The sequence below is a fragment of the Streptomyces sp. NBC_00878 genome, assembly GCF_026341515.1.
In the GTDB taxonomy this organism is placed as follows: Bacteria; Actinomycetota; Actinomycetes; order Streptomycetales; family Streptomycetaceae; genus Streptomyces.
Genome location: NZ_JAPEOK010000001.1, coordinates 9170221 through 9192581 on the forward strand (window position 1 = coordinate 9170221; position 22361 = coordinate 9192581).

Annotated in this window: 17 protein-coding genes; 9 read left to right on the forward strand and 8 right to left on the reverse strand. The window is 72.6% G+C overall.

Annotation, left to right across the window (positions count from 1 at the left end):
• Nucleotides 1-233: 233 nt before the first annotated feature.
• Complete coding sequence (locus OHA11_RS39860; protein WP_266504897.1) at nucleotides 234-1856, reverse strand: hypothetical protein; 1623 nt, start codon at nucleotides 1854-1856, stop codon at nucleotides 234-236.
• 37 nt (nucleotides 1857-1893) lie between these two features.
• Entirely contained in the window at nucleotides 1894-2088 is a 195-nt protein-coding gene (locus OHA11_RS39865; protein ID WP_266504900.1) for a hypothetical protein, read from the reverse strand.
• 330 nt (nucleotides 2089-2418) lie between these two features.
• On the opposite strand from OHA11_RS39865, the gene OHA11_RS39870 reads away from it, so the two are divergent.
• From OHA11_RS39870 to OHA11_RS39890, 5 genes are all read left to right on the forward strand, one after another.
• The gene (locus OHA11_RS39870) at nucleotides 2419-2811 is read left to right on the forward strand and encodes an ankyrin repeat domain-containing protein (protein WP_266504902.1); all 393 of its coding nucleotides are present in this window, start codon (nucleotides 2419-2421) and stop codon (nucleotides 2809-2811) included.
• Nucleotides 2812-3111: 300 nt separating this feature from the next.
• Nucleotides 3112-4530, forward strand: coding sequence for a HEAT repeat domain-containing protein (locus OHA11_RS39875; protein ID WP_266504903.1), 1419 nt, complete (start codon nucleotides 3112-3114; stop codon nucleotides 4528-4530).
• 246 nt (nucleotides 4531-4776) lie between these two features.
• Entirely contained in the window at nucleotides 4777-5940 is a 1164-nt protein-coding gene (locus tag OHA11_RS39880) for a glycosyltransferase family 1 protein (protein ID WP_266504904.1), read from the forward strand.
• A complete protein-coding gene (locus OHA11_RS39885) occupies nucleotides 5937-7130 on the forward strand; it encodes a glycosyltransferase (RefSeq protein ID WP_266504905.1) in 1194 nt (397 codons plus the stop codon). The genes OHA11_RS39880 and OHA11_RS39885 overlap by 4 nt, the downstream gene beginning before the upstream one ends.
• Nucleotides 7127-7984 (forward strand): SGNH/GDSL hydrolase family protein, encoded by an 858-nt coding sequence (locus tag OHA11_RS39890; protein WP_266504907.1) that lies wholly within the window; start codon nucleotides 7127-7129, stop codon nucleotides 7982-7984. The genes OHA11_RS39885 and OHA11_RS39890 overlap by 4 nt, the downstream gene beginning before the upstream one ends.
• Nucleotides 7985-8019: 35 nt before the next feature.
• Here OHA11_RS39890 and OHA11_RS39895 read toward each other — a convergent pair whose 3' ends face one another.
• From OHA11_RS39895 to OHA11_RS39915, 5 genes are read right to left on the reverse strand one after another with little or no spacing between them, the layout of a single operon-like run.
• On the reverse strand, nucleotides 8020-8889 hold the full coding sequence (locus OHA11_RS39895) for a biotin-dependent carboxyltransferase family protein (protein WP_266504910.1): 870 nt from the start codon (nucleotides 8887-8889) through the stop codon (nucleotides 8020-8022).
• Nucleotides 8889-9503 (reverse strand): 5-oxoprolinase subunit PxpB, encoded by a 615-nt coding sequence (pxpB, locus tag OHA11_RS39900; RefSeq protein ID WP_266504913.1) that lies wholly within the window; start codon nucleotides 9501-9503, stop codon nucleotides 8889-8891. The genes OHA11_RS39895 and pxpB overlap by 1 nt, the downstream gene beginning before the upstream one ends.
• A complete protein-coding gene (locus tag OHA11_RS39905; protein WP_266504916.1) occupies nucleotides 9500-10258 on the reverse strand; it encodes a LamB/YcsF family protein in 759 nt (252 codons plus the stop codon). Before OHA11_RS39905 ends, pxpB begins: the two co-directional genes overlap by 4 nt.
• Before the next feature lie 20 nt (nucleotides 10259-10278).
• Nucleotides 10279-11109: a putative hydro-lyase gene (locus OHA11_RS39910; RefSeq protein ID WP_266504919.1), complete on the reverse strand. Its 831-nt coding sequence runs from the start codon at nucleotides 11107-11109 to the stop codon at nucleotides 10279-10281.
• Nucleotides 11106-12425 carry an MFS transporter gene (locus tag OHA11_RS39915; protein WP_266504921.1) on the reverse strand — a complete coding sequence of 440 codons (1320 nt, stop codon included), beginning with the start codon at nucleotides 12423-12425 and terminating at the stop codon, nucleotides 11106-11108. Before OHA11_RS39915 ends, OHA11_RS39910 begins: the two co-directional genes overlap by 4 nt.
• A 230-nt stretch (nucleotides 12426-12655) precedes the next feature.
• On the opposite strand from OHA11_RS39915, the gene OHA11_RS39920 reads away from it, so the two are divergent.
• From OHA11_RS39920 to OHA11_RS39935, 4 genes are all read left to right on the forward strand, one after another.
• On the forward strand, nucleotides 12656-13351 hold the full coding sequence (locus OHA11_RS39920) for a GntR family transcriptional regulator (protein WP_266504924.1): 696 nt from the start codon (nucleotides 12656-12658) through the stop codon (nucleotides 13349-13351).
• 98 nt (nucleotides 13352-13449) lie between these two features.
• On the forward strand, nucleotides 13450-14976 hold the full coding sequence (locus OHA11_RS39925; protein ID WP_266504926.1) for a hypothetical protein: 1527 nt from the start codon (nucleotides 13450-13452) through the stop codon (nucleotides 14974-14976).
• A gap of 181 nt (nucleotides 14977-15157) precedes the next feature.
• Nucleotides 15158-16039 carry a hypothetical protein gene (locus OHA11_RS39930; protein WP_266504929.1) on the forward strand — a complete coding sequence of 294 codons (882 nt, stop codon included), beginning with the start codon at nucleotides 15158-15160 and terminating at the stop codon, nucleotides 16037-16039.
• Between the two features lie 139 nt (nucleotides 16040-16178).
• Entirely contained in the window at nucleotides 16179-20981 is a 4803-nt protein-coding gene (locus OHA11_RS39935) for a hypothetical protein (protein WP_266504932.1), read from the forward strand.
• Nucleotides 20982-21112: 131 nt separating this feature from the next.
• Here the strand turns inward: OHA11_RS39935 and OHA11_RS39940 are convergent, their stop codons facing one another.
• Nucleotides 21113-22303 carry an IS4 family transposase gene (locus OHA11_RS39940; RefSeq protein ID WP_266507780.1) on the reverse strand — a complete coding sequence of 397 codons (1191 nt, stop codon included), beginning with the start codon at nucleotides 22301-22303 and terminating at the stop codon, nucleotides 21113-21115.
• Nucleotides 22304-22361: the final 58 nt, after the last annotated feature.

Genomic DNA, 22361 nt, shown 5'->3' on the forward strand with positions numbered 1-22361 from the left:
TCGCTGCCGACTGTCTGGTGGAGCGGGCGGCGAACGGCGGAACCTAGACGCCGCGCATGTTCGTGGTGTGACGCTCCCCCTCGGGCCTTCCGCGGTGATGCCTCCGGCGTCCTGGGCACCGGGAAGCGCGGCGCGCCTGGCAGCTGGCGACGGGCGGGTGGCGGGTGGCGAGGGGAACTGGTGGAGCGAGGGTGCCGCGCACCCTCGCGCGTGACTCCTCGTGCTCGGCTCCGTCAGCCTTCCGCCGGGACGCCCACCGCACCCGGTGCGGTGATGCTCACGGGGCTTTCCTGGGCCGTGGCCACGAGGTCCTTCGGGGCCGTGTCCGGCGGTTGTGCGTCCACCGGAGTCGTGTGCTGCGGCAGTAGACCGAGCACCGCCTGACGGTGGGCCTCGCTCGTCGCCTCGTCGTACGGGTCCGGGGTCGCCGGTACCTGGAGGCGGTGGACCGGGCCCGAGCCCAACCGTGCGTAGCCGCGGCCGGGCGGCACGTCGCGTGTCGGAGTCGTGGGCGGGGGAGAGCCGAGCACCTCTGCGAGCTGGCTCATCGACGCGGGGCCGAGCACGACACGCGCGCGCGTGTGCCCGCGTACCGCCTCGCTGAGTGACTCCAGGGCGTCGAACTGCTCGGCCACCACCACCGTCACACCGGCCGCGCGGCCGTGACGGAGCGGCACCTGGAGGAGGGTCTGCGGGTCCTCGCGGCCGTCGGCCGCCGCCAGGTGGCTGAGGGCGGTCGGGCGGTCGAGGAGAAGCCAGAGGGGACGCTTCGTGTCCTCCGGCGGGGTGTGACCCGCCTGCCGGGCACGGTTCGCGGCGATGAGGCGGCGCTCCGTCTCGTGCGCCGCCCACTCCAGGCCGGCCAGCGCGCCCGCCAGGCCGCATTCGACGGCCAGGACGCCGTCGCGGCCGGTCAGACACGCGAACTCGCCGGTGCCGCCGCCCTCGACGATCAGCACGTCGCCGTGCTGGAGGGCCTGCAGCGCCACCGAACGCAGCAGGGTGGTCGTGCCGCTGCAGGGCCCGCCGACCGCGAGCAGGTGCGGCTCGGTCGAGCGCCCGCCGGTGCGCCAGACGACCGGTGGAACGTCTCGCCGGTCCTCGCCGAAACCGAGTGGGAGCGTGCGCTGGACTCCCGCGGGGTCGGTGAAGCCGAGGACGGTCTCGCCCGGAGCCGTCACGAAGCGCTGGGCGGCGATATCGGTGGGAAGCGGCGGCAGCACCGTGACCGTGAGCTGGTTGCCCTCCTCGTCCCACGTGAAGCGGTACTCGCGCCCGCGTCCCGACTTGGTGTGCAGCAACTGCTCGATACGGGCACGCGCCGCCTCCTCCCCGTCGGTGAAGTAGGCGGGGTAGCGGAGCGAGAGGTGGGAGATACGGCCGGTGTCGTCGAACTCGTACGAGGCGAAGGCCTCGTCCCACTCCCCGCCGTGCGTATAGAGCGGCGCCGGGTCGTCGGGAACCGAGAAGTAGGGGACGAGCGCTTCGTAGAGCGCCTCCAGACGCTTGGTCTGCGCCTCGTCGGGCCCCTTCGGCCCGGTCGGGGTGCGGTCGCGGCCGTGCCACGCGGATGCCGCCATCAGGGTGATGACGGCGAGCAGTGGCCCGTACGGGACGAGGGCCACGATCAGAACGACCGAGGCCACCAGGAACAGCAGTGGACCGCGCCGGTCCTTGGGGGTGTCCGCCCACTTGCGCCGTCCGGCGGCCGCCAGCCGGCGCAGTCCACGAGTGATCGTGATCAGCGGGTGCAGGACATCGGTGGCGCTGTCGGCGGCCGTCCGGGCCAGGTCCCGGCTGCGGGCGATCTGCGCGCTGCCGGTACTGAGAATGCGGGGGAGAGGGCGCCGGGCCACTGCTGTCTCCTGAAGGTGCGTGCGAACGGGATGGGCGTCAGAACTTGATCCCGCCGAGCATTCCGGCCAGGCTCGCGCCGCCGGCCGTGATGCTCGGGGCGATGGCCGTACCCGCGAGGTAGAACCCGAAGAGGGCGCAGACCATCGCGTGCGAGGCCTTGAGTCCGTCCTTCCGGAAGAAGAGGAAGACGATGATGCCGAGCAGAACCACACCTGAGATGGACAGGATCATGAGAGTTCTCCTGGTCGAGGGGGACAGTCACCATGAGTACTTCCAGGATCACAGGATGTATCCATACGATAAAAGGTGCAACAGGGTGAATTTATCGATATTTCACCCGCGCGGCCCTGTCTTGCTGCACCTCCAGAGCGATCGCGCGACGGTTTTGCCGGTTTCATGGTGATCTTTGCCTCGGCCGGGCCCGGTCATGTGCCCGCGGAGCCAGTACGCTGGCGATTCACTCGTACGGCCGCACCGCTGACGGCCGCACGTTCCCGCAGTCCCGTTCGTTGTCGCGCAGTGTTGTCGCGCAGTCTTGTCCCAGTGAGAGGCGGTCCGCCGATGAGTGAAGCCCCCGACCCCGAGGTCGTGGAGCTGGCGACCAAGATCTTCGATCTGGCCCGGCAGGGGCAGGCCGAGGCGCTCGTGGCATATGTGGACGCGGGTGTTCCGGCCAACCTCACCAACGACCGGGGTGACTCGCTCGTGATGCTCGCCGCCTACCACGGCCACGCCGACGCCGTCAGCGCCCTCCTGGAGCGCGGTGCCGAGCCCGACCGCATCAACGACCGGGGGCAGACTCCGCTCGCCGGAGCCGTCTTCAAGGGCGAGGACGCCGTGATCCGGGTCCTCCTGGCCGCGGGCGCGGACCCCTCCGCGGGGACGCCCTCCGCCGTCGACACGGCTCGGATGTTCGCCAAGGCCGAACTGCTCGAACTGTTCGGCGTGCACTGAACAAACCGCCTTGACCAGGCGAAACCACGATTTTGGGGGAGGCGGTACGGGGCCGCCGGAAATGCGGTCGCGGCAGCGAGAACCGCTGGGTCATCATGACGTCGTGATTCATGGACGCGATGGCTGGGCAGGTGTTGCCGCACCGCGCGGACCGTGATGCGGCCCGCACGGGCCACCGACGAGAGGCAGAGGAAGATGGTCTACAGCAAGCAGGAAACGGCGGGCGCCCCGACGTGTTGTCTCGCGGCCAGGTAAAGCAGGATCCCGGTTGCGTCGACGCTTGATGTGAGGCTGTTTCCCATGTTCGATCCGGTCATAGCGCCCAGCGGTACGCTGCTCGGCCTGCTCCAGAGGGGCCGCGGCGACGGCACGCTGCACGCGCTCACCGCCCCGCGCGCCGAAGCGCTCGCGGCACTGAATCACTGTGTGCTGCGCGACCCCCGCCACGACTGGCAGGTGGAGAACCGCTCCCTTTACTACGCCCGTCTCTTTCTCGACCTGAGCGGTGAGCTCGACGAGATCGAGGCACACCTCTTCGACGCGGACGACGTCCTCGACACGGACGAGTCACGCACGGGCCTCGCGCTCGCCGTCCTCGGCCATCTCGCCTCGTACGGCAGGCGTGACGCGCTCGAACTGCTCCGGCGGTACGCCGCCTGCGGCGCCAACTGGGCCTGGGCCCTCGATGAACTGGCGCTGCGCGACGACGACGCGGGACTGCGCGCCCTCGCCGCTCCCGTCCTCGCCCGGTTCCCCGCCGATCCCGAGGGAGAGGCCGAACTGGCGGTCGTCGTACGGGACTCCTTCGAACCGCGGCCCTGGCGCCTGTGGGCCGAAGATCCCCGCGAATCCATCGGCACGCGCGTGCGTGCCGCTCAGGAATCCGGCTCCTTCGACCGATGGCAACGGCAGATGCGACCGTCCGGGCCCCGCCCGGAATGGAGCGTGCGGGCCGTCTTCGAGTGGGCCCAACAGGGCGTCGAACGCGGAGCGGCACTCCACGTCCCGGCCGCCCGATGCCTGACCGCCGTCGCCGGGCCCGAGGACCGCCCCGAGATCGTCGAGGCCGCCCGCACCGGAGACGACGGCGCGCGCTGCACCGCCCTGCGCTATCTCGCCGACAGCCAGGACCCCGACGTGCTCGACCTCATCGAGGCCGCCCAGGCCGCCGCCTCACGCCTCGTCGTGGACGCCGCCGTGGACGCCTTCGAACGGATGCGGTCCATCGCCGCAGTGGAGCGGGCGCGCGGCTGGGTCCACCGGCCCGACGCCCTAGGCGAGGCCGCCGGGCGCGTCCTCGCCTGCCGGGGCGGCGTCCCGGACCGTGACCTCGTCCTCGGCGCCCTCCGCGAGGCCGTACGGGGCGACGGGCCCGACGCCCCGACCCTGTGGACCCTCGTCGACGGCGCCGGACGGCTGGGCATCGCCAACGCGGCCCCCGTGCTGCGGCATGTCTACCGGGAGACCGCCTCGTCCCATCTGCGCGGGCGCGCGGCCCGCGCGCTGGCCGCCACCGACCCCTCCTTCCCCGCCGGATTCGCCGTCGAGTGCCTGTGGGACTGCGAGGAGTCCACCCGCGAGGTGGCCGCGCGACACGCCGAGACCGCGGACGCCCGGGTGGTCGACCAGCTCCGGCGGCTCGCCGCCGATCCGGCCGAGGAGGCCGAGGTACAGACCGCGGTACGCAGCCGCATCGGACCGGACGCGTCCGCCGTGTGAACAGCCGAGTGGACGGCGGTATGAGCAGCGGAGTGGACGGCGGAGCGGACGGCGGTGTGAACCGCCGCGTGAAACCGTCGTGTGAGCGTCCCGTCGTCGGCCCGTATCCCGTTGGTACGGGCCCGGACGCCGGAGCGTGACCGGTCCGTGATCCTGGGGCCTGCGGAGCGCAACGCTCACGGGACGTTCCTCAGCTGGAAAGATCCACGTTGACGCGGCCACGTCCAGCCCGACGACAACACGGGTATGCGTGTCGTCATCGTGACCGAATCCTTTCCCCCCGATGTGAACGGCGTGGCCCACTGCGCGCTCCAGACCGCCCGACACCTCGTCGAGCGCGGTCACGCCCCCGTCGTCGTCGCCCCGGCCACCTCCCCCAAGTTCTCGGCTTCGCTCGAACAGGGGGGGACCCCCGTCGGGAACGGGCCCGACGCCCTCGCGCCGTGCCCCGTCGTCCGTGTCCCCTCCCTACCGCTCCCCGGCTATCCCCAGGTCCGCGTCGCCCTCCCCAGCCGACGCGTCGCCGCCGCGATCACCGAACACCGCGCCGACATCGTCCACCTGGCCAGCCCCTTCGTCCTCGGCGTCCGCGGCATGGCCGCCGCGGGCCGGCTCGGCATCCCCGCCGTGGCCGTCTACCAGACCGATCTCGCCGGCTACGCCCGCACCTACGTGCATGCGGGCGAGGCGGCGGCCTGGCGCCGCATCCGCTCGGTCCACGCCGCCGCCGACATCACCCTCGCCCCGTCCAGCGCCGCTCAGCACGACCTGGAGGCACACGGCGTGCCCCGGGTACGGCTGTGGCAGCGCGGGGTGGACACCGTCCGTTTCCGGCCGGAACACCGGGACGACACTCTCCGCCGTGAGCTCGCCCCGAACGGCGAGCTGATCATCGGCTACGTAGGCCGTCTCGCCCCCGAGAAGCAGGTCGAACTCCTCGCCGGAGTCTGCGGCCTGAAGGGCGTACGGGTGGTCGTCGTGGGCGACGGACCCAGCCAGCAGAACCTGACGCAGACACTGCCCGGGGCCGTCTTCCTGGGGCGTCGTACCGGCGACGAACTCGCCCGGATCTTCGCCTCGCTGGACGTCTTCGTGCACACCGGCCCCTTCGAGACGTTCTGCCAGACCGTCCAGGAAGCGATGGCGAGCGGCGTCCCCGTCGTCGCACCCGCCGCCGGCGGACCGCTCGACCTGGTGGCACACGGGCGGACCGGGCTGCTGGTCCCGCCGCGCGACGAGACCGCCGTACGCGACGCCGTGCGGTCGCTCGCCGCCGACCCCGCGCTGCGGGCCGCCTTCGGCGCCGAAGCGAGGCGTACGGTCGAGGGCCGCACCTGGGCGGCCGTCGGGGACCAGCTCATCGGGCACTACACCGACGTGCTCTCCGGACGGGCGGTGGTCGCGGCATGAGCGGGCCCCTGCGGATCGTCCGGCTCGCCAACTTCGTCGCCCCCTCCTCAGGCGGTCTGCGGACCGCCCTGCGCGAACTGGGCGCCGGATACCTGGCGGCGGGGCACAAGCCCGTGTTGATCGTGCCCGGAGAGCGCGCCTCGGACCGCGAGACCGAACAGGGCCGGGTCATCACCCTGCCGGGCCCGCTGCTGCCCGGCACCGGCGGCTACCGCGTCCTCACCGACAAGGGGCGCGTGGCAGGACTCCTGGACGCGCTCGCGCCCGACCGTCTTGAGGTGTCCGACCGTACGACGCTGCGCTGGACCGGCGTCTGGGCGCGGCGCGCCCGGGTGCCCGCCGTGATGGTCTCCCACGAGACCGCCGACGGCGTCCTGCGCACCTGGGGCATGTCCGAGGGCATGGCCCGGCGGACCTCCGACGCCCTCAACATCCGTACCGCGCACCACTACTCACGCGTCGTGTGCACCACGGAGTTCGCGGAGCGCGAGTTCGTCCGCATCGGGGCACGCAACGTCGTACGCGCCCCGCTGGGCGTCGACCTGGAAGGCCGGCACCCCGCGCTGCGGGACCCGGGGCTGCGGGCCCGGCACGCGCGCGTGGACGAGATCCTGCTCGTGATGTGCTCCCGGCTGTCCGTCGAGAAGAGGCCGGTCACGGGGCTGGAAGCGCTGGAGGCGCTGCTGCGCCGCGGGCGGCGCGCGGCGCTCGTCGTGGCCGGTGACGGGCCGCTGCGGGCCCGTCTCGAACAGCGGGCGCGTGAGCGGCGGCTGCCGGTCACCTTTCTCGGACACGTCGGCGACCGCGCGCTCCTGAGCGGTCTCCAGGCCTCCGCGGACGTGTGCCTGGCTCCCGGGCCCGCCGAGACCTTCGGACTCGCGGCCCTCGAGGCCATGGCCTGCGGCACCCCCGTCGTCGCCAGCGCCTCGTCCGCGCTCCCCGAGGTCATCGGCTCCGCCGGAGCCACCGCCGCGGACAACGGAGAGGCCTTCGCGGACGCGATAGGGGCGGTCCTGGACCGTCCCGAGAGCGAGCGGCGGGAGGCCGCACGCGCGCGTGCGGCCTGTTTCGGGTGGGCGGCCGCCGTCGAGGCGTTCCTCGCCGCCCACGACGCCGGTGTCCGGGTGGGACGGCCCGAGTCGCCCGTGGCCGCCCGCACGGCGGACCGGGCTCGGGAGGGCGTCGCATGAGACCCCTCCGGTTCGTGGCGCTCGGTGACTCCCTCACCGAAGGGGTGGGTGATCCCGTGGGCGAGGGGTGGCGCGGCTGGGCCGCGCTGCTCGCCGACGGGCTCGCTCCGGCCGACGCGTCCGTGGAGTTCGTCAACCTCGCGGTCAGCGGCGCCCAGACGCGTGACGTCCTGGACCGCCAGACCCCGGCCGCGCTGGCCGAACAGCCGGACATCGCCTCGGTCGTCATCGGCGTCAACGACACGCTGCGGTGCACCTTCGACATCCGCGCCGTGGCCGAACGGCTCGACAAGGTGTACGCCGCGTTCACCGGGCAGGGCGCGGTCCTGCTCACCGCCTGTCTGCCCGACCCCGGCTCGATGCTGGGGCTGCCCGGGGCGCTGGCCCGCCCGCTGGCACGGCGTCAGCGGGCCGTGAACGCGGTCGTGCACGTGCTGTCCGAGCGGTACGGCGCGGTGCATCTGCATGCCGCGGAAGGCGACTGGGTCACCGACCGGGCCATGTGGAGCGCGGACCGGCTGCACCCGGGGGAGCGGGGGCACCGGCAGCTCGCGCTGCACTTCCACGCGTCGCTGGCGGAGGCGGGGCTCGCCACGGGGCCCGTACCGTCCCCCGAACCCGAGTTCCCCGAGCCCACCCGGTCGGCGAGTCTGTGGTGGCTGGCCACCGCCGGGACCGGGTGGGTGGCCCGTCGCTGCACCGATCTCCTGCCCCAACTCATCACCCTGGCCGCCTCCGAGGTCCGTCATCGGGCCCGGGGCACCAGCACCCGCCTCGACATCAGCGCGTCCCACGCGGTGTCGTCGGCGCTGGCCGCGCTGTCGGTGACGGAGCAGCAGCCGGACGTGGCATAGCGCTCCGAGGGCCGGGCCAGCGGCCAGCGCCCTCGTCAGCGGCGGCGTACCGCCACGAACCGTACCGGCGTGCCTGGTACGGCCTGGGCCGTGGCGGGGAGGTCGTCGGGGCGGACGACCGCTATCACCGGGTACCCCCCGGTGGTCGGGTGGTCGGCGAGGAACACCACGGGCCTGCCGTCCGGAGGAACCTGGACGGCGCCCAACACCATTCCCTCGCTGGGCAGTTCGCCCGGCAGCGCCCGCTCCAGAGCGGGACCCTCCGTGCGCAGGCCGATACGGTTGCTCGCCGAGGACACCCGGTAGGTGCGCGTGGTGAGGGTGCGGATCGCCGCCGTCGTGAACCAGTCGTCGCGTGGGCCGAGCGTCACCCGCAGGACGAGTTCGGCCGGAGGCCGCGGCTGCGGGACGACGTCCACGCGCGCGTGGGGGGCCATAGGCGTCCCCAGGGGGAGCACCATTCCGTCCGTGAGGGGCGGCGGACCCAGACCCGACAGCAGGTCGGTCGACCGGCTGCCGAGCACCGGTTCGACGGCCACTCCGCCCGACACGCCCACATAACCGCGTACTCCGGAGACCGCTGTTCCCACGGACAGCAGCGCCCCGGCCGGCACGCGCACCGGGGCTCCCCAGGCGACCGGGCACCCGTCCACGGTGACCGGGCACGGGGCACCTCCCACGGCGACGGTGACGGTCGAACGCGGCCGTACGTCACAGCCGTTGAGCGTGGTCTCCAGGAGGGCCGCCCCGGGCGGATTGCCGACCAGCCGGTTCACCAGGGCGGCGGCGGGCGCGTCGAGCGCGCCGGAGTGCGGCACGCCCAGGTGCGCGTGGCCCGGGCGTCCCTGGTCCTGCACGGTGGTCAGCGCACCGGCCCGTACGACGGCGAGGGCGCGGTCCGTCATCAGGACCCCACCGGGACGAAGCGGACCAGCGTGCCGGGCGACAACAGGGCGGCGGGCACGCGCGCGTGGTCCCACAGCACCGCGTCCGTCGTCCCGATCAGCTGCCAGCCACCCGGCGACGAGCGCGGGTACACGCCCGTGTACGGGCCCGCGAGGCCCACCGAACCCGCCGGGACGGTCGTACGGGGTGTCGCGTGCCGCGGCACGCCATAGCGGGCCGGGAGCCCGGTCAGATAGCCGAAGCCCGGGGCGAACCCGCAGAAGGCGACGCGGAATTCGGCCGCCGCGTGGATCCGTGCCACCTCCTGCGGGGACACGTCCCAGTGGTCGGCGACGTCCGCGAGATCCGGGCCGTCGTAGCGGACGGGTATCTCGACCGCCTCTTCCACGCGCGCAGGCGCGGCAGGCAGCTTCGACGTGGTCAGCCGAGCGGCCAGCCGGGCCGGGTCGTCGAGGCCGTCCAGGAGGACCGTACGGGCCGCCGGGACGATCTCGCGCACGGAGAGCGAGCCCTCCGCGCGGCGGCGGAGTAGATCGGCGTGCAGGGCCTGTGCCTCCTCGTCCGTGGACACCTCGACGAGCAGCGCACGGTCGCCGACCCGCAGTGCCCTCATGCGAACGCCTCCACGCGGATGCCCGACTCCTCCAGCCGTGCCCGGACCCGGCGGGCCAGACCGACCGCGCCGGGCGTGTCGCCGTGCAGGCACAAGGAGCGGGCCCGTACCGGGATGTCACGCCCGGAATGGGACGTCACGACACCAGAACGGGCGAGGCCCACCGAGCGTTCCACGACGGCCCTCGGGTCGGTGATCACCGCACCGTCCCGCCCGCGCGGCACGAGCGTGCCCTCCTCGGTGTAGGCGCGGTCCGCGAACGCCTCGGTGACGACCGGGAGTCCGGCCTTCCCGGCCACGTCGAGGAGCCGCGAGCCGGGCAGGCCGAGCACCGGGAGCGTGGCGTCCGCGAGCAGCACCCCGTCCACCACCGCACCGGCCTGCTCCTCGTCGTGCACGACGCGGTTGTAGAGCGCGCCGTGCGGTTTTACGTACGCCACGCGCGCGCCCGCCGCGCGCGTGAAGACCTCAAGGGCGCCGATCTGGTAGGCCACTTCGGCCGCCAGCTCGTCGGGCGGCACGTCCATCGCGCGTCGCCCGAAGCCCGCCAGGTCCCGGTAGGAGACCTGGGCGCCGATCCGTACGCCGCGCTCGGCCGCCAGGTCGCACACCCGCCGCATGGTGGCCGCGTCCCCGGCGTGGAAGCCACAGGCCACGTTGGCGCTGGTGACGACGGACAGCAGCTGTTCGTCGTCGGTCAACTGCCAGCGGCCGAAGCCCTCGCCGAGATCGGCGTTCAGATCGATCGAGGCCATGGAGTGTCGGTTCCTCCCGGTCAGGCGACGCGGTACTGCTCGTCGCGGGCGTCGGTGATGAACATCTGGCCGGGTGCGTGGGTGATCGCGAACGGCGGCCGTGAGGCCATCACCGCGGCCTGCGGCGTCACCCCGCAGGCCCAGAACACCGGGATGTCGTCCGCCTCGGCGTCCACCGGGTCGCCGAAGTCGGGGCGGGAGAGATCCTCGATGCCGAGGGCGCCCGGATCGCCGCAGTACACCGGGCTGCCGTGCACCGCGGGCAGCAGGCTCGTCTCCCGGATCGTCGCGGCCAGGTGCTCGGGCGGTACCGGGCGCATCGACACCACCATGGGCCCGCGCAGCCGTCCCGCCGGACGGCACTGGCGGCTGGTCACGTACATGGAGACGTTGCGCCCCTGCTCGATGTGGCGCATCGGCACACCCGCCTCCGACAGCGCCGACTCGAAGGTGAAGCTGCACCCGATGAGGAACGACACGAGGTCGTCGCGCCAGTGGGCCACCACATCGGTCGGTTCGTCGACCAACTCGCCGTGCTCCCACACCCGGTAGCCCGGCAGATCGGTGCGCAGATCGGCGCCGTCGGCCAGGACGGTCGTCCAGGAACCGGCGTCGGTGACGTCGAGCACCGGGCAGGCCTTCGGGTTGCGCTGGCAGAACAGGAGCATGTCGTACGCCCAGTCGGCCGGTACGGAGATCAGGTTCGCCTGGGCGTGGCCCGCCACGCAGCCCGCGGTGGGACCGGACACGCCCGACCGGAATCGGGAGCGGGCCTCTGCCGGGCTCCACGCGTGCGCGTGGTCGTCGAGAAGGTTCAGGGGGCGGGGCTGGGTAGTCGGTGTCCAGTTCACAGAAGCTCCTTCCCACGGGTCTCCGGCAGACCGATCAGAGCCAGTGCCGCGAGACCGTAGCCGATCGCGCCGAAGACCAGCGCGCCCCCGACGCCCCAGCTGTCGGCCAGGAAGCCGACCACCGTCGGGAAGACCGCGCCCACGGCACGGCCGGTGTTGTACGTGAAGCCCTGTCCCGTGCCGCGCACCGCGGTCGGGTACAGCTCGCTGAGGAACGAGCCGAAGCCGCTGAAGATCGCCGACATGCAGAAGCCGAGGGGGAAACCGAGCACCAGGACAAGGGTGTTGGCGCCGCTCGGGATGTTCGCGTAGGCCAGGATGCAGACCGCCGAGAGGATCGCGAAGAGCAGGATGTTGCGCTTGCGGCCCAGCTTGTCGGTGAGATATCCGCCGGTCAGATAGCCGATGAAGGCCCCGGAGATCAGGAACGTGAGATAGCCGCCGGTGCCGACGACGGACAGCCCGCGGTCCGTCTTCAGGTAGGTCGGGACCCAGGTGGCCAGCGTGTAGTAGCCGCCCTGGACGCCCGTGGAGAGCAGGACCGCGAAGATCGTCGTCTTCAGCAGTCCGGGCGTGGCGGCCGTGCCCGGCTTGAAGATCGTGGCGAACGAGCCCTTCTCGGGGCTCTCCTTGCGGCGCTCGGCCGCCTCCGGGGCGTCCTTCACATTGCGGCGTACCCAGATGACGAGCAGGGCCGGCAGTGCCCCGGTCCAGAACATCACGCGCCAGGCGAGGTCGTCGTCCAGGTACTGGAAGACCAGCGTGTAGACCAGCACGGCGAGTCCCCAGCCCACGGCCCAGGAACTCTGGATCGCGCCGAGCGTGCGCCCCCGGTGCTTGGGGCTCGCGTACTCGGCGACCAGGATCGCGCCAACCGCCCACTCACCGCCGAAACCGAGCCCCTGGAGAGCGCGGAAGACCAGCAGGGTCTCGTAGTTGGGCGCGAAGCCGCAGGCCACGGTGAAGACCGCGTACGTGATGACGGTGATCATCAGCGCCTTGACGCGCCCGATCCGGTCCGCGATCACACCGGCAGCCGCGCCGCCGATCGCGGACACGACCAGCGTGACGGTCGTGAACAGCCCGGTCTGGCCGCTGTTGAGGCCGAAGTACGCGGAAAGGGCCACCATGCTCAGCGGCAGCGTGAAGTAGTCGTACGAGTCCAGCGCATAGCCGCCGAACGCGCCGCCGAAGGCGCGGCGGCCGCGCGGACCCAGGGCCCGCAGCCAGGCGAACGCGCCCTCGTCGGCGGTGGGTTCACCCGCTCCGGGGCGCGTTTCGGTGGTCAGGGCCTGCGGTGGAGGGGTCGTGCTCATGGGCACCTCACAGATGAGGGACGGGAGGGTGCTTGAGGACTGAGTCGTACAGGAGCAGCGGTGGTGCGAGTTGTGGCGTGCGGAAAGCGGTTGCGGTGCCGATCTGCGGCGTGCGGAAGCCGTCGGCTCCGGAGTGAGCGGCCGGTGCCTGACTAGCAAGGTAGAGGATCGTTGAACGATCCCTCAATACCCCTGTTGTTTCGTTCTTGTATCTGCGATTGAATTCGGGCGTGGCCGAACTGAACGGACTGGCGGACGACCGCGCGCTGCTGGGTCGCACCAGCACCGCCGAGCGGGTCTCGGACATCCTCAGGAGCCGGATCGCCGAGGGTTTCTTCCCGCCCGGCGCACGGCTGTCCGAGGACAGCATCGGCGCCGCGCTCGGCGTCTCGCGCAACACGCTGCGCGAGGCGTTCCGCCTGCTCACGCACGAACGACTGCTGGTCCACCAGCTCAACCGGGGTGTCTTCGTGCGGGTCCTGACCGTCGAGGACGTCGAGGACATCTACGGCACCCGCAGCCTCGTCGAATGCGCGGTCGTCCGCGGACTCGGTGAACCGCCCTACGCGGTGGACGGTCTCGCCGAGGCCGTCGCGGACGGGCGGCGGGCGGCCCGCGAGGGTGACTGGAAAGAGCTGGGTACGGCCAACATCCACTTCCACCGGGAACTGGTGGCGCTCGCCGGGAGTGCCCGCACCGACGAGCTGATGCGCAGCGTGTTCGCCGAACTCCGGCTCGCCTTCCACCTCGTGGACGACCCGCGACGCCTCCACGAGCCGTACCTCGCACGCAACGGCCAGATACTGCAGGCCCTCCAGGACGGCGACCGCGAGGAGGCCGAGAGCCTGCTCGGTACATATCTGGACGATTCGCGCAAAAGGGTTGTGGAGGTCTACGGCCGCCGAGTGGCGGAGGACGCCCCTTAGCGGCGCTGGGGTTTCGCCGACATGTGGCTCGGCCGTGTGGGCGCACCCAGCCACAAGCGTTTCGGTCGTTGTCAGACCGAGGACCTAGTCTGTGCACCGTGACTTCGCCTGCATCGACGGACAGCGTTCCGCCCCAGCTCAGCGCGGGGCCGCGCCCCGCACCGGGCCCGGCCGCCGACGAGGGACTGGCGCGGCGGCTGCGCGCGCTCGCCTGCACCGCGCCGCTGCACGACCTCGACGTACGCAAGGCGAATCTCGCGGGTGAGTACTCGGTGTACGGGATGGCGGAGGTGGCCCTCGCCGCCATCGACCTCGTCACGCTGAACATGGACTTCGACACGGGAGCCGACCACGACCAGATAGTGGCCAGGCTCATCCCGCGCATCGCCGCCCAGGCCCCGCGCCGGCCCGTCGCCGAGCACGAGCGCGTCGCCCGCTGGGTCCTGGAGAACCTCATCAACGTCGGCAGCGTCGACCGCGGCTTCCGGGCCGTATACGGCACGTTCGCACCCGACGGTTCGTATGTGCGCCGGGACTACGACTTCAAGCTCATCGAGGAGTTGCCCGGCTACGGAGGGAGCGTGTATCTCCGCACGACGGACGAGGCGGTCAACGTCCTCGTGGGCGCCCTCGACACCGACGTCACCAGCGCGCAGATCGCCGCCGAGGTCAAGCTGGAGGTGCTGATCAGCCGCGGACGGCTCGCGGACGCGCAGCTCGCCGCCGAGCAGGCCCGGTACCGGACCGTGCAGTACTCGGAGACGCTCCGCAGGGCCCTGGACGCGACCCGGCGCAACGTACGGGCGGTGGACTGGCTGCAGGCCGTGCCCGACATGATCGCCGAGGCGCTCGACCACGTCGCCGACCGCTATCGGCACGAGAACGCGATCCTCACGAACATCCGTAAGGCACGCGACGAGTCGGAGGACGCCGAGCAGAAGCGGCGGGCCGCCGAGCTCGTCGACATCGTCAAGGACTGCATCCGGCGGCACACGCAGTTGCAGTCCCGCCTTCTGGAGGCCGGACCGCTGTTCCGGGCCGAGCAGGACCGGCAGGCGTTCGCGACGCCCATGACGACAGCGGGGATCGACCTGTACGGGCATCTCGTCGCGCCCGTGCTGCCGCTGCCCATGGAGAGGGCGCTGCGGGTGACCGACGCGTTCTTCGCCCGCGGGACGGGGCTTCGGACACCCGCGTCCGTTCGCGTCGGGGATCTGGTCGACCTCCTGCTGACACCGCCCGTAGAGCGGGAGCATCTCGGGGCCGAGATGCCCGAGCCGGATCTGATCGCCACGCCGGACGACAGCCGGTTCAGCGAGGAGCAGTTGGCCGGGGCCATGGAGTTGCTCGACCTTCCCGCCGACGCGCCGCGGCGATTGTCCGGGCTGCTCGCGGACGCCCGGCGGCGTGATCCCGAACTGCCTTATCTAGTGGCCCTGTTGGCGGTGCACGCGGCCAGTCCGCCGGTCGGTACGGCGTATCGGCAGGGCGAGGCGAAGTTGTTGTTCGCCGTGGACGACGGGACCGAGTTGGACGATCCGGAGTTCGGTGGGGCCGATTTGATCGTGGGAATGGCTCTGCTGGATGCGGTGGGGATGGCGGCGGATCGGAAGGATGCGGCGTGAGCGGGTCGCTGAGTTTGCTTTGTCACTTCGGGTTGTTTGTGACCTGCGGGCCCGTTGTGGCTTGTCGCGCCCACGATGAGGGAGGAGCCGTGAATGTCACAGCCCCGCGCCCCTATTGGGGCGCCGGATGGCGGCCCCGTTTTGCAGAGCAGCCCAGTTTTGAGAGCAAGGAGTGCCAGCCGTGACCGAGCCCGTTGAGTGGGGTGAGCCGGACGTGCCGGCGGCGCCGGCGTCCACCGGTGCCGTCACGCCCGCCGACGCAGCCGATGCCGCGCGGCTCGTGGCCTTTGGACTGCAGCCCAAGTTGCAGCCCGCGCGGGACCAGGAGTACGCCGAGTTGTTGCGGAGGTACCGGGAGGATCCGGCCTTCGCGCGGCTGGCCGATGCCGTGGCGACCGGGCTCGGGCTTGTGGTGCTCGAGGTGTCCCCACGGGCGGGGATGGCGGTGACCGCGGCCGAGGACTCGGTGTTCGCCGTGCGGATGGGGGACTACGCGCGCCGGACGTCGGCCGACTCGGGGGACCGGTTCCTGCACGGGCTCGCGCACCTCGCCGTCGCCGCCATGGCGTTCCCGCGCCCGGAGGATCTCGCCGACGACGGGTACATCGGGCGCGTGTCGGTCAACGGCGTTGACGCCTTTGTGCGGCAGGCCTGTCGGCGGCTGGAGGAGCGGGCCGACGAGCAGGGGGAGAACACCGACCCGGCGACGGACGCACCGGGCCTGGAAGCCGCTTGGCGGATCTGGGCACGGCGCAGCTCCACCGGAGCGACCAAGGACGCGCGAAGACTCGCCGGTTCGACCACCGGCATCATCGGCAAGGCCGTCGCGTTCCTCACCGACTCGGGGTTCCTGCAGCGCACCGGGGATGACGGCGGGGGGACGTACCGGACGACCGCCCGCTATCAGCTCCAGGTACGGGACATGGCCGGCAGCGCCGCGATGGCCGAGCTGCTGGAGCTCGGCATCGTGCCGGTCACCGACGGCACCGCGAGCCTGCTGCCCGCCGAGGAGTCCGACGATCTGGAGCTGGTCGCCGACGCCGGGCTGCCGTTCCATTCGTGACCGACCGACCGAGCCAATGACCCCGATCACCGTCCCCCATCATCGCGATCACCGTCCCTGGCCACTGTCCCCGATCCCGATCCCCATCCCGATTCTCTGACCGCCTCAACTCCCCTTACGACTACGAGAGTCCGCCGCCATGTACGAGCTGTCCCGGGTCCGCCTCTACTCCATCGGGCCTGCCGGTGCGCGCTACGCCGACACCGTGCTGGACCTGCGCGGTGTGGGTCAGCCCGTGCCCGACCCCGCGCCCACGCAGGCGGAGTTCTTCGAGGAGGAGCCCGTCGGGCCGCCGCGCCGCCCCGCGCCCGCCGGCGTGCTCTTCCTGGAGAACGGCGGTGGCAAGTCCGTACTGCTCAAGCTGATCTTCTCCGTCATGCTGCCCGGCCATCGGAACACGCTGGGCGGCGCCAGCTCCGGTGTGCTGCGGAAGTTCCTGCTCGCGGACGACTGCGGGCACGTGGCGCTGGAGTGGCAGCACACGCTGACCGGCGAGTGCGTCGTGGTCGGAAAGGCCAGTGAGTGGCGGGGGCGCCAGGTCTCCAACGATCCGCGGAAGTTCGCGGAGGCCTGGTACTCGTTCCGGCCCGGGCCCGGCCTGAGCCTGGACAACCTGCCGGTCGCCGAGGCCACCTCCGTGCGGCCGCCCGTCGAGGGTGCCTCGGGCGCCCAGGGGCGGCGGCGCACCATGAAGGGCTTCCGGGACGCGCTCACCGAGGCGGGCAAGGCGTACCCGCACCTCGAAGTGCACTGGGAGGAGATCCACGACCGCTGGAACGAACACCTCGGCGATCTGGGACTCGACCCCGAACTCTTCCGCTACCAGCGCGAGATGAACGCCGACGAGGGCGAGGCCGCCGGTCTCTTCGCGGTCAAGAAGGACTCCGACTTCACCGATCTGCTGCTGCGCGCGGTCACCGACACCCGGGACACCGACGGGCTCGCCGACCTGGTGGGCGGGTTCGGGAACAAGCTGGGGCGGCGGGCCGAGCTGATCGCCGAGCGGGAGTTCACCGCCGGGTCCGTGGACCTGCTCGGGCGGATCGTCGAGGCAGCCGGGACGCGTTCGCGCGCGCGGGACATCCACACGGGCGCCGAGCGGCGTACCCGCACCCTGGCCAGGCGCCTCTCCGCCCGCGCCGGGCAGGAGCGGGGCCGCACCGGCGACCTCGCCCAGCAGGTCACCGCCGCCGCCCACCGGGTCACCGAGGCCGAGAGCTCCCGGCAGCGCAGCGCGCTGATCGCGGCCGAACTCGCCTACCGGCACGCCTCGTTGGCCCTCGCCGGGGCCGAGAAGGGCGCGGCCGCGCAGAAGCGGGAGCTCGCCGACGCGCGCACGCTGCACTCCGCCTGGCAGGCCGCCGAGCTCGTCCTGCGGCACCGCGCCTCCGCCGACCGCTCCGCGCGCGTGGCCGCCGCGATCCTCGAAGCCGAGCGGGACGCCGCCCCCGCCCTCGCCGCGCGAGCCAGGGCCGCCGCCGATCTCGTACGGGCCCTGCACGCCGCCGCCGAGGGGGCCGAGACGGTCGCCAACGAGGAGGAGGAGCGGTCCGCCGCGATCCAGGACGTCGGCGAGGCCGCCCACCGGGACTCCACGACCGCCGCCACCGAGGCACAGCGCGCCCGCAGCGAGATCGGCCATCTGCGTCTGCGACTCAGCGAGGTCGAGCAGGAGACCGCCGAGGCCGTGCGCGCCGGGTGGCTCGACGACACCGCCCCGGACGCCGACCCGGCCCGTGCCGCGCTCGCCGCCAGTGACGCGGAGAAGACCGCCGTCGCCACGTGGGACACCGCGCGCGAGGCGTCCCGCCGCACCATGGAGCACGCCCGCGAGGCGGCGTCGGCCGAGTCCCGCGCCGAGCTCACGGCGGCCCGCGCCGCCGACGCCGCGACGGCCGCCGAGCGCGCCTACGACGCCGAGCGGCGCACCGCTCAGGCGCTGGCGGGGGAGGAGCGGCTGGCCGAGCTGCTGAGTTTGCCGGGGGTCTCCGGCGGTTCGGGGGCCTCCGGGCGAGGCGGGCTGCCGCAGCAGCGACACGGCGCGGGCGCGGTTTCCACCGAGGGCGCCGCGCGCGCGAGCGGCGGCGCACGAGCGGACGGAGCAGGCCATGGGCAGGGGCCGGGCCGGGTGTCCGGGACAGGCCCCGGTACCGACGCGGCGGGCACCCGCCGAGGGCGGGGCACCCCGGACGCCGAACACCCCGATGAAGCGCCCCTCTCCGCCGAAGAGCTGGACCACTACGCCGACGAGCTCCGGCAGCTCCTCGACGACGGCGTCGCCTCCGCCGAGCGGCAGCTCTTCGAGCTGCGGACCGCCGCTGCCGACGACGCGCGGATCCTCGGCGCGCTCGGTGACGGCGGGCTGCTGCCGCCCGGACCCGACGTACTGGCCACCGTGGAGTACCTGGGCGAGCACGGCATCCCCGCGCTCCCCGGCTGGCGCTATCTCGCGCAGGCCGTCGACCCCGTCGACCACGCGCGCGTACTGGCCGCACGGCCCGAACTCGTCGACGGCGTGATCATCACCGACCCGCACACCCACGCGCGGGCCCGCGACGCCCTCGCCGACGCCGCACTGCTCCCGCGCTCCGCCGTGGCCGTGGGCACGGCCGCCGCGCTGCTCGCCCCGACCCCGGCCCCCGACACGGGCGACGGGGGCCGCGTCGATGTGTTCCTCGTCCCGCCGAACCCGGCCATGCACGACGAGCACGCCGCCGACGAGGAGCGGCAGACGCTGCGGACGCGCGCGGCCGAACGGGACGAGGAGATCCGGGAGCTGGCGGCCCGGCTCGCCAAGGACCGGGAGCTGGCCGCCCGGCTCGCCTCCTGGCGCACGGGCTGCCCCGCGGGGCGGCTCGCCGAGCTCGCCACGGCGGCCCACGACGCGCGCGCGTTCGCCGAGGAGTCCGAGGCCGAGCTGTCCGAGGCGCGTACGGTCCGGGCCGAGGCCGACGAGGCGGCGGCCGAGGCGTCCCTGGTACGGGACGAGCGGCAGGAGGCCGCGCAGCGGGCCCGCCGCGCCGCCGACGCGCTCGCCGGACTCGCCTTCCGCCTGCGTGAACGCGCCGGCTGGCAGGTCAAACTGCGCGAACTCGCCGACGACGCCGCCGAGTCGGAGGCCCGCGCCCAGACCTGCCTGGAGCGCGCCCGAGCCGCCGACGAGGACCGGCGCGGTGCCCAGCGCGCCGCCGACGACGCCCGCCGCACCGCCCGCGCCCTGCGTGCCGAGCGCGCGGAGATCGCGGGCGCCCCCGACGACGTACCGGAGGCCGACCCGGCCGCCGCCAAGTCGTCGCTGCCCGCCCTCCGTGAGGCCTACCGCGCCGCCTCCCAGCTCTACGAGAAGGTCGGCGTCGGCGCCGACCTGCGGGCCGAGCAGTCGCGGGCCGAGAGCGACGAGAGCGCGGCACTCGCGGAGCTGGAGCGGCTGAGCAACAAGGTGCGTACGCGCGCGGCCCAGCTCCTGGAGTCCACCGACGGCTCCGACGGACCCTCCCGGCAGGCCGCCGCGGCCCGCGCCGAGGAGCTGGTCCAGCTTCTGGAAACGCGCATGTCGACCGCGAGCGAGCAGCTCGGACGGCTGCGGGGCGAGGCCGAGCGGCACGCGCCCGAGGACGGCGAGGCGCACACCGAGCTGCCCGAGGACCTGGCCCCGCGCGACGCCGAGCACGCACAGAGCCTGCTGCGCACCGCCACCGGTGAACTCGCCTCCCGCACCGAGGCGTTGAGCCAGGCCCGCGAAGCCCACGCCGAACTCCTCGGCGCCCACCGCGCCGCCGAGGACGCGGCGGGCGGTTTCGACGAGTCGGCCGCCCTGCTCCGGGACCTCCTCAGGGAGCACGCGGACGAGGAGCACGAGGAGCCCGAGCCCTACCCCGGCACCCTCGAAGAGGCCCGGCAGTCCGCCGCCGAGTCCCGCCGCTCCCTGCGCGGCTGCGCGGCCGACCTCTCCGCCGCGGAGGCCTCGGTGCGCGAGGCGAGCGACATCCTCGTCCGGCATGCCAACTCGACGCGCTACGAGCAGGTGCGTACGCCCGCACGCCAGCAGATCCGTGAACTGCCGGCGTCCTCCCTGCCCGAGCACGCGCAGAAGTGGGCGGACGCCTTCGCGCCCCGACTCCGGGTCCTCACCGACGAGTTGGAGCAGCTGGAGCGCAACCGCGACTCGATCGTCGACCGGTTGCGCGGGCTCGTGGAGTCCGCGCTGGCCACCCTCAGGTCGGCCCAGCGGCTGTCCCGCCTCCCCGAGGGGCTCGGCGAATGGTCCGGGCAGGAGTTCCTCCGCATCCGCTTCGAGGAGCCCGACCAGGCCACGCTGGCCGAGCGGCTCGGCGAGGTCGTCGACGAGGCGACCCGCGCGGCCGTCAAGAAGAACTCCGACATGCGCCGCGACGGAATGTCCCTGCTGCTCACAGGCGTCGGCGCGGCCCTCCGGCCGAAGGGCGTCGCCGTCGAGATCCTCAAGCCCGATGCCGTACTGCGCGCCGAGCGCGTGCCCGTCGGACAGATGGGGGACGTGTTCTCCGGCGGCCAGCTGCTCACCGCCGCGATCGCGCTCTACTGCACGATGGCGGCCCTGCGTTCGAACGACCGGGGCCGCAGCGACAAGCACCGCCACGCCGGCACGCTGTTCCTCGACAACCCCATCGGCCGCGCCAACGCCACGTATCTGCTGGAGCTCCAGCGGGCCGTCTCGGACGCCCTCGGTGTCCAACTCCTCTACACCACGGGCCTGTTCGACACGACCGCACTCGCCGAGTTCCCCCTGGTCATCCGCCTCCGCAACGACGCGGACCTGCGCGCAGGGCTGAAGTACATCAGCGTGGAGGAACACCTCCGGCCCGGACTGCCTCAGCAGACCCCGGCCGGTGAGGGGGAGGCGGTACACAGTGAGATCACGGCGACGCGGATGTTCAAACGGCCGTCGCCTCAGGGGGTTTAGGGCAGGACCGGGACTCTGTTCGAACCGCGGCAAGCACATGGGGCGCGTCGGCGCGCTGCCGTCAGAGTCACGTCGCTCGTTTAAGGCGTGAATTAAGTGGTGATCAACGGCTCGCAGGAGACTGCCGAGCCTCAGCGATCTTCGCGGCCGGGCGGCGAGGAGGGAGAGCCGCTCCCGGCGGTGCGTCGGAGGGCGTCGACGGCGTGCTTGAGGATGACCCGCTCCGGGGCGGCGCCCGTCTCGGTGGCGGTGTGGGGGATCAGGTGGCGGACGGCCTGGTAGACGCAGAGCATCGACCACAGTTCCTGGGCGACTGTCTCGGGGCTGTTGGAGCGCAGGGTGGCGGTGCGCCCTCCCCGCTGCTCGATCTTGATGGCCCGGTAGATCGTTTTGCTGGTCCAGCGACGCGAGTACAGCTCCGCGAGTTCGTGCGCCGGTGCTGTCTGCGGGTCGAGCAGGGTCGTGACCAGGCGGAACAGTTCGGAGTTCGCCGACTGGCCGTCCTCGGCGCCGGAGGTGGTGATGGTGTACTCGATCACCCGCACCGTGACGCGTTCCGTCTTGCGTGAGCCCCTGAGTTCCGAGTGGTAGGTGCCGTCGGGCAGGACTCGCGCCATCGGCAGGGCGAAGGATGTGTCCACCCTGAACAGCAGGTCCGCGCCGGTGCCGACGGTCCGGCGCCACAGGGCGTAGGAGGGGAAGTCCCGGTCGGCGAGGACCAGCATCCCCGCTTCCAAGTGGTGCAGCAGACGGCAGGTCAGGGTCCCCTCGCCCACGGCGGGGGAGTCGAAGGCCGCTCCGATCAGCGCTCGGGTGCCGCACTCGACCAGCGCCAGAAGGCGTACCTGCGGATACGGCCGGGGCCCGGAACCGGAGTTCGGCCGTGAGTAGGCGGCGGCGTTGGCCGCGCTGTTCGGGACGTCGAGGGTGGTGCCGTCCATCGATGCCAGCCGCCGGCCGCGCCAGAAGACACCTGGGGTGGCCGCGGTGCCCACCGGGCCTGCGACGTAGGAGAACAGCAGTCGCAGCGGGGCGGCCCCGATCCTGGCCCGGGCCCTGGTGATCGACCCGCTGTTCGCCGTCAGCCACCCATCGGCGCAGCGTGGCAGGTTCTCCACCAGCTCCCGCAACACCGAGTCGTACCCGGAGCCGGTGAACAGCCACATCGCCAGGGTGAAGTACACGACCAACCATGACGGCAGTGAACGGATGCGCTCCTCACGCACTCCAGTTTCATCGACCACGAAGTCGACCAAATCGGCCGGGAACACCCGACTCAGCACATCCAGACGAAACCGTTCGGAGAAGCCGCCGTCGGCCATGTGATCACGTGTCACAAGACGGGAAGCCTACTCGGTCCACTCGGCCACGGACTAAAGA

Bases quoted from the DNA above. Each gene is read 5' to 3' on its own strand.
- OHA11_RS39865 (WP_266504900.1), bottom strand. From the start codon at position 2,088: ATGATCCTGTCCATCTCAGGTGTGGTTCTGCTCGGCATCATCGTCTTC.
- OHA11_RS39905 (WP_266504916.1), bottom strand. From the start codon at position 10,258: ATGGCCTCGATCGATCTGAACGCCGATCTCGGCGAGGGCTTCGGCCGC.
- pxpB (WP_266504913.1), bottom strand. From the start codon at position 9,503: ATGAGGGCACTGCGGGTCGGCGACCGTGCGCTGCTCGTCGAGGTGTCC.
- OHA11_RS39880 (WP_266504904.1), top strand. From the start codon at position 4,777: ATGCGTGTCGTCATCGTGACCGAATCCTTTCCCCCCGATGTGAACGGC.
- OHA11_RS39885 (WP_266504905.1), top strand. From the start codon at position 5,937: ATGAGCGGGCCCCTGCGGATCGTCCGGCTCGCCAACTTCGTCGCCCCC.
- OHA11_RS39870 (WP_266504902.1), top strand. From the start codon at position 2,419: ATGAGTGAAGCCCCCGACCCCGAGGTCGTGGAGCTGGCGACCAAGATC.
- OHA11_RS39875 (WP_266504903.1), top strand. From the start codon at position 3,112: ATGTTCGATCCGGTCATAGCGCCCAGCGGTACGCTGCTCGGCCTGCTC.
- OHA11_RS39895 (WP_266504910.1), bottom strand. From the start codon at position 8,889: ATGACGGACCGCGCCCTCGCCGTCGTACGGGCCGGTGCGCTGACCACC.
- OHA11_RS39890 (WP_266504907.1), top strand. From the start codon at position 7,127: ATGAGACCCCTCCGGTTCGTGGCGCTCGGTGACTCCCTCACCGAAGGG.
- OHA11_RS39935 (WP_266504932.1), top strand. From the start codon at position 16,179: ATGTACGAGCTGTCCCGGGTCCGCCTCTACTCCATCGGGCCTGCCGGT.
- OHA11_RS39940 (WP_266507780.1), bottom strand. From the start codon at position 22,303: ATGGCCGACGGCGGCTTCTCCGAACGGTTTCGTCTGGATGTGCTGAGT.
- OHA11_RS39915 (WP_266504921.1), bottom strand. From the start codon at position 12,425: ATGAGCACGACCCCTCCACCGCAGGCCCTGACCACCGAAACGCGCCCC.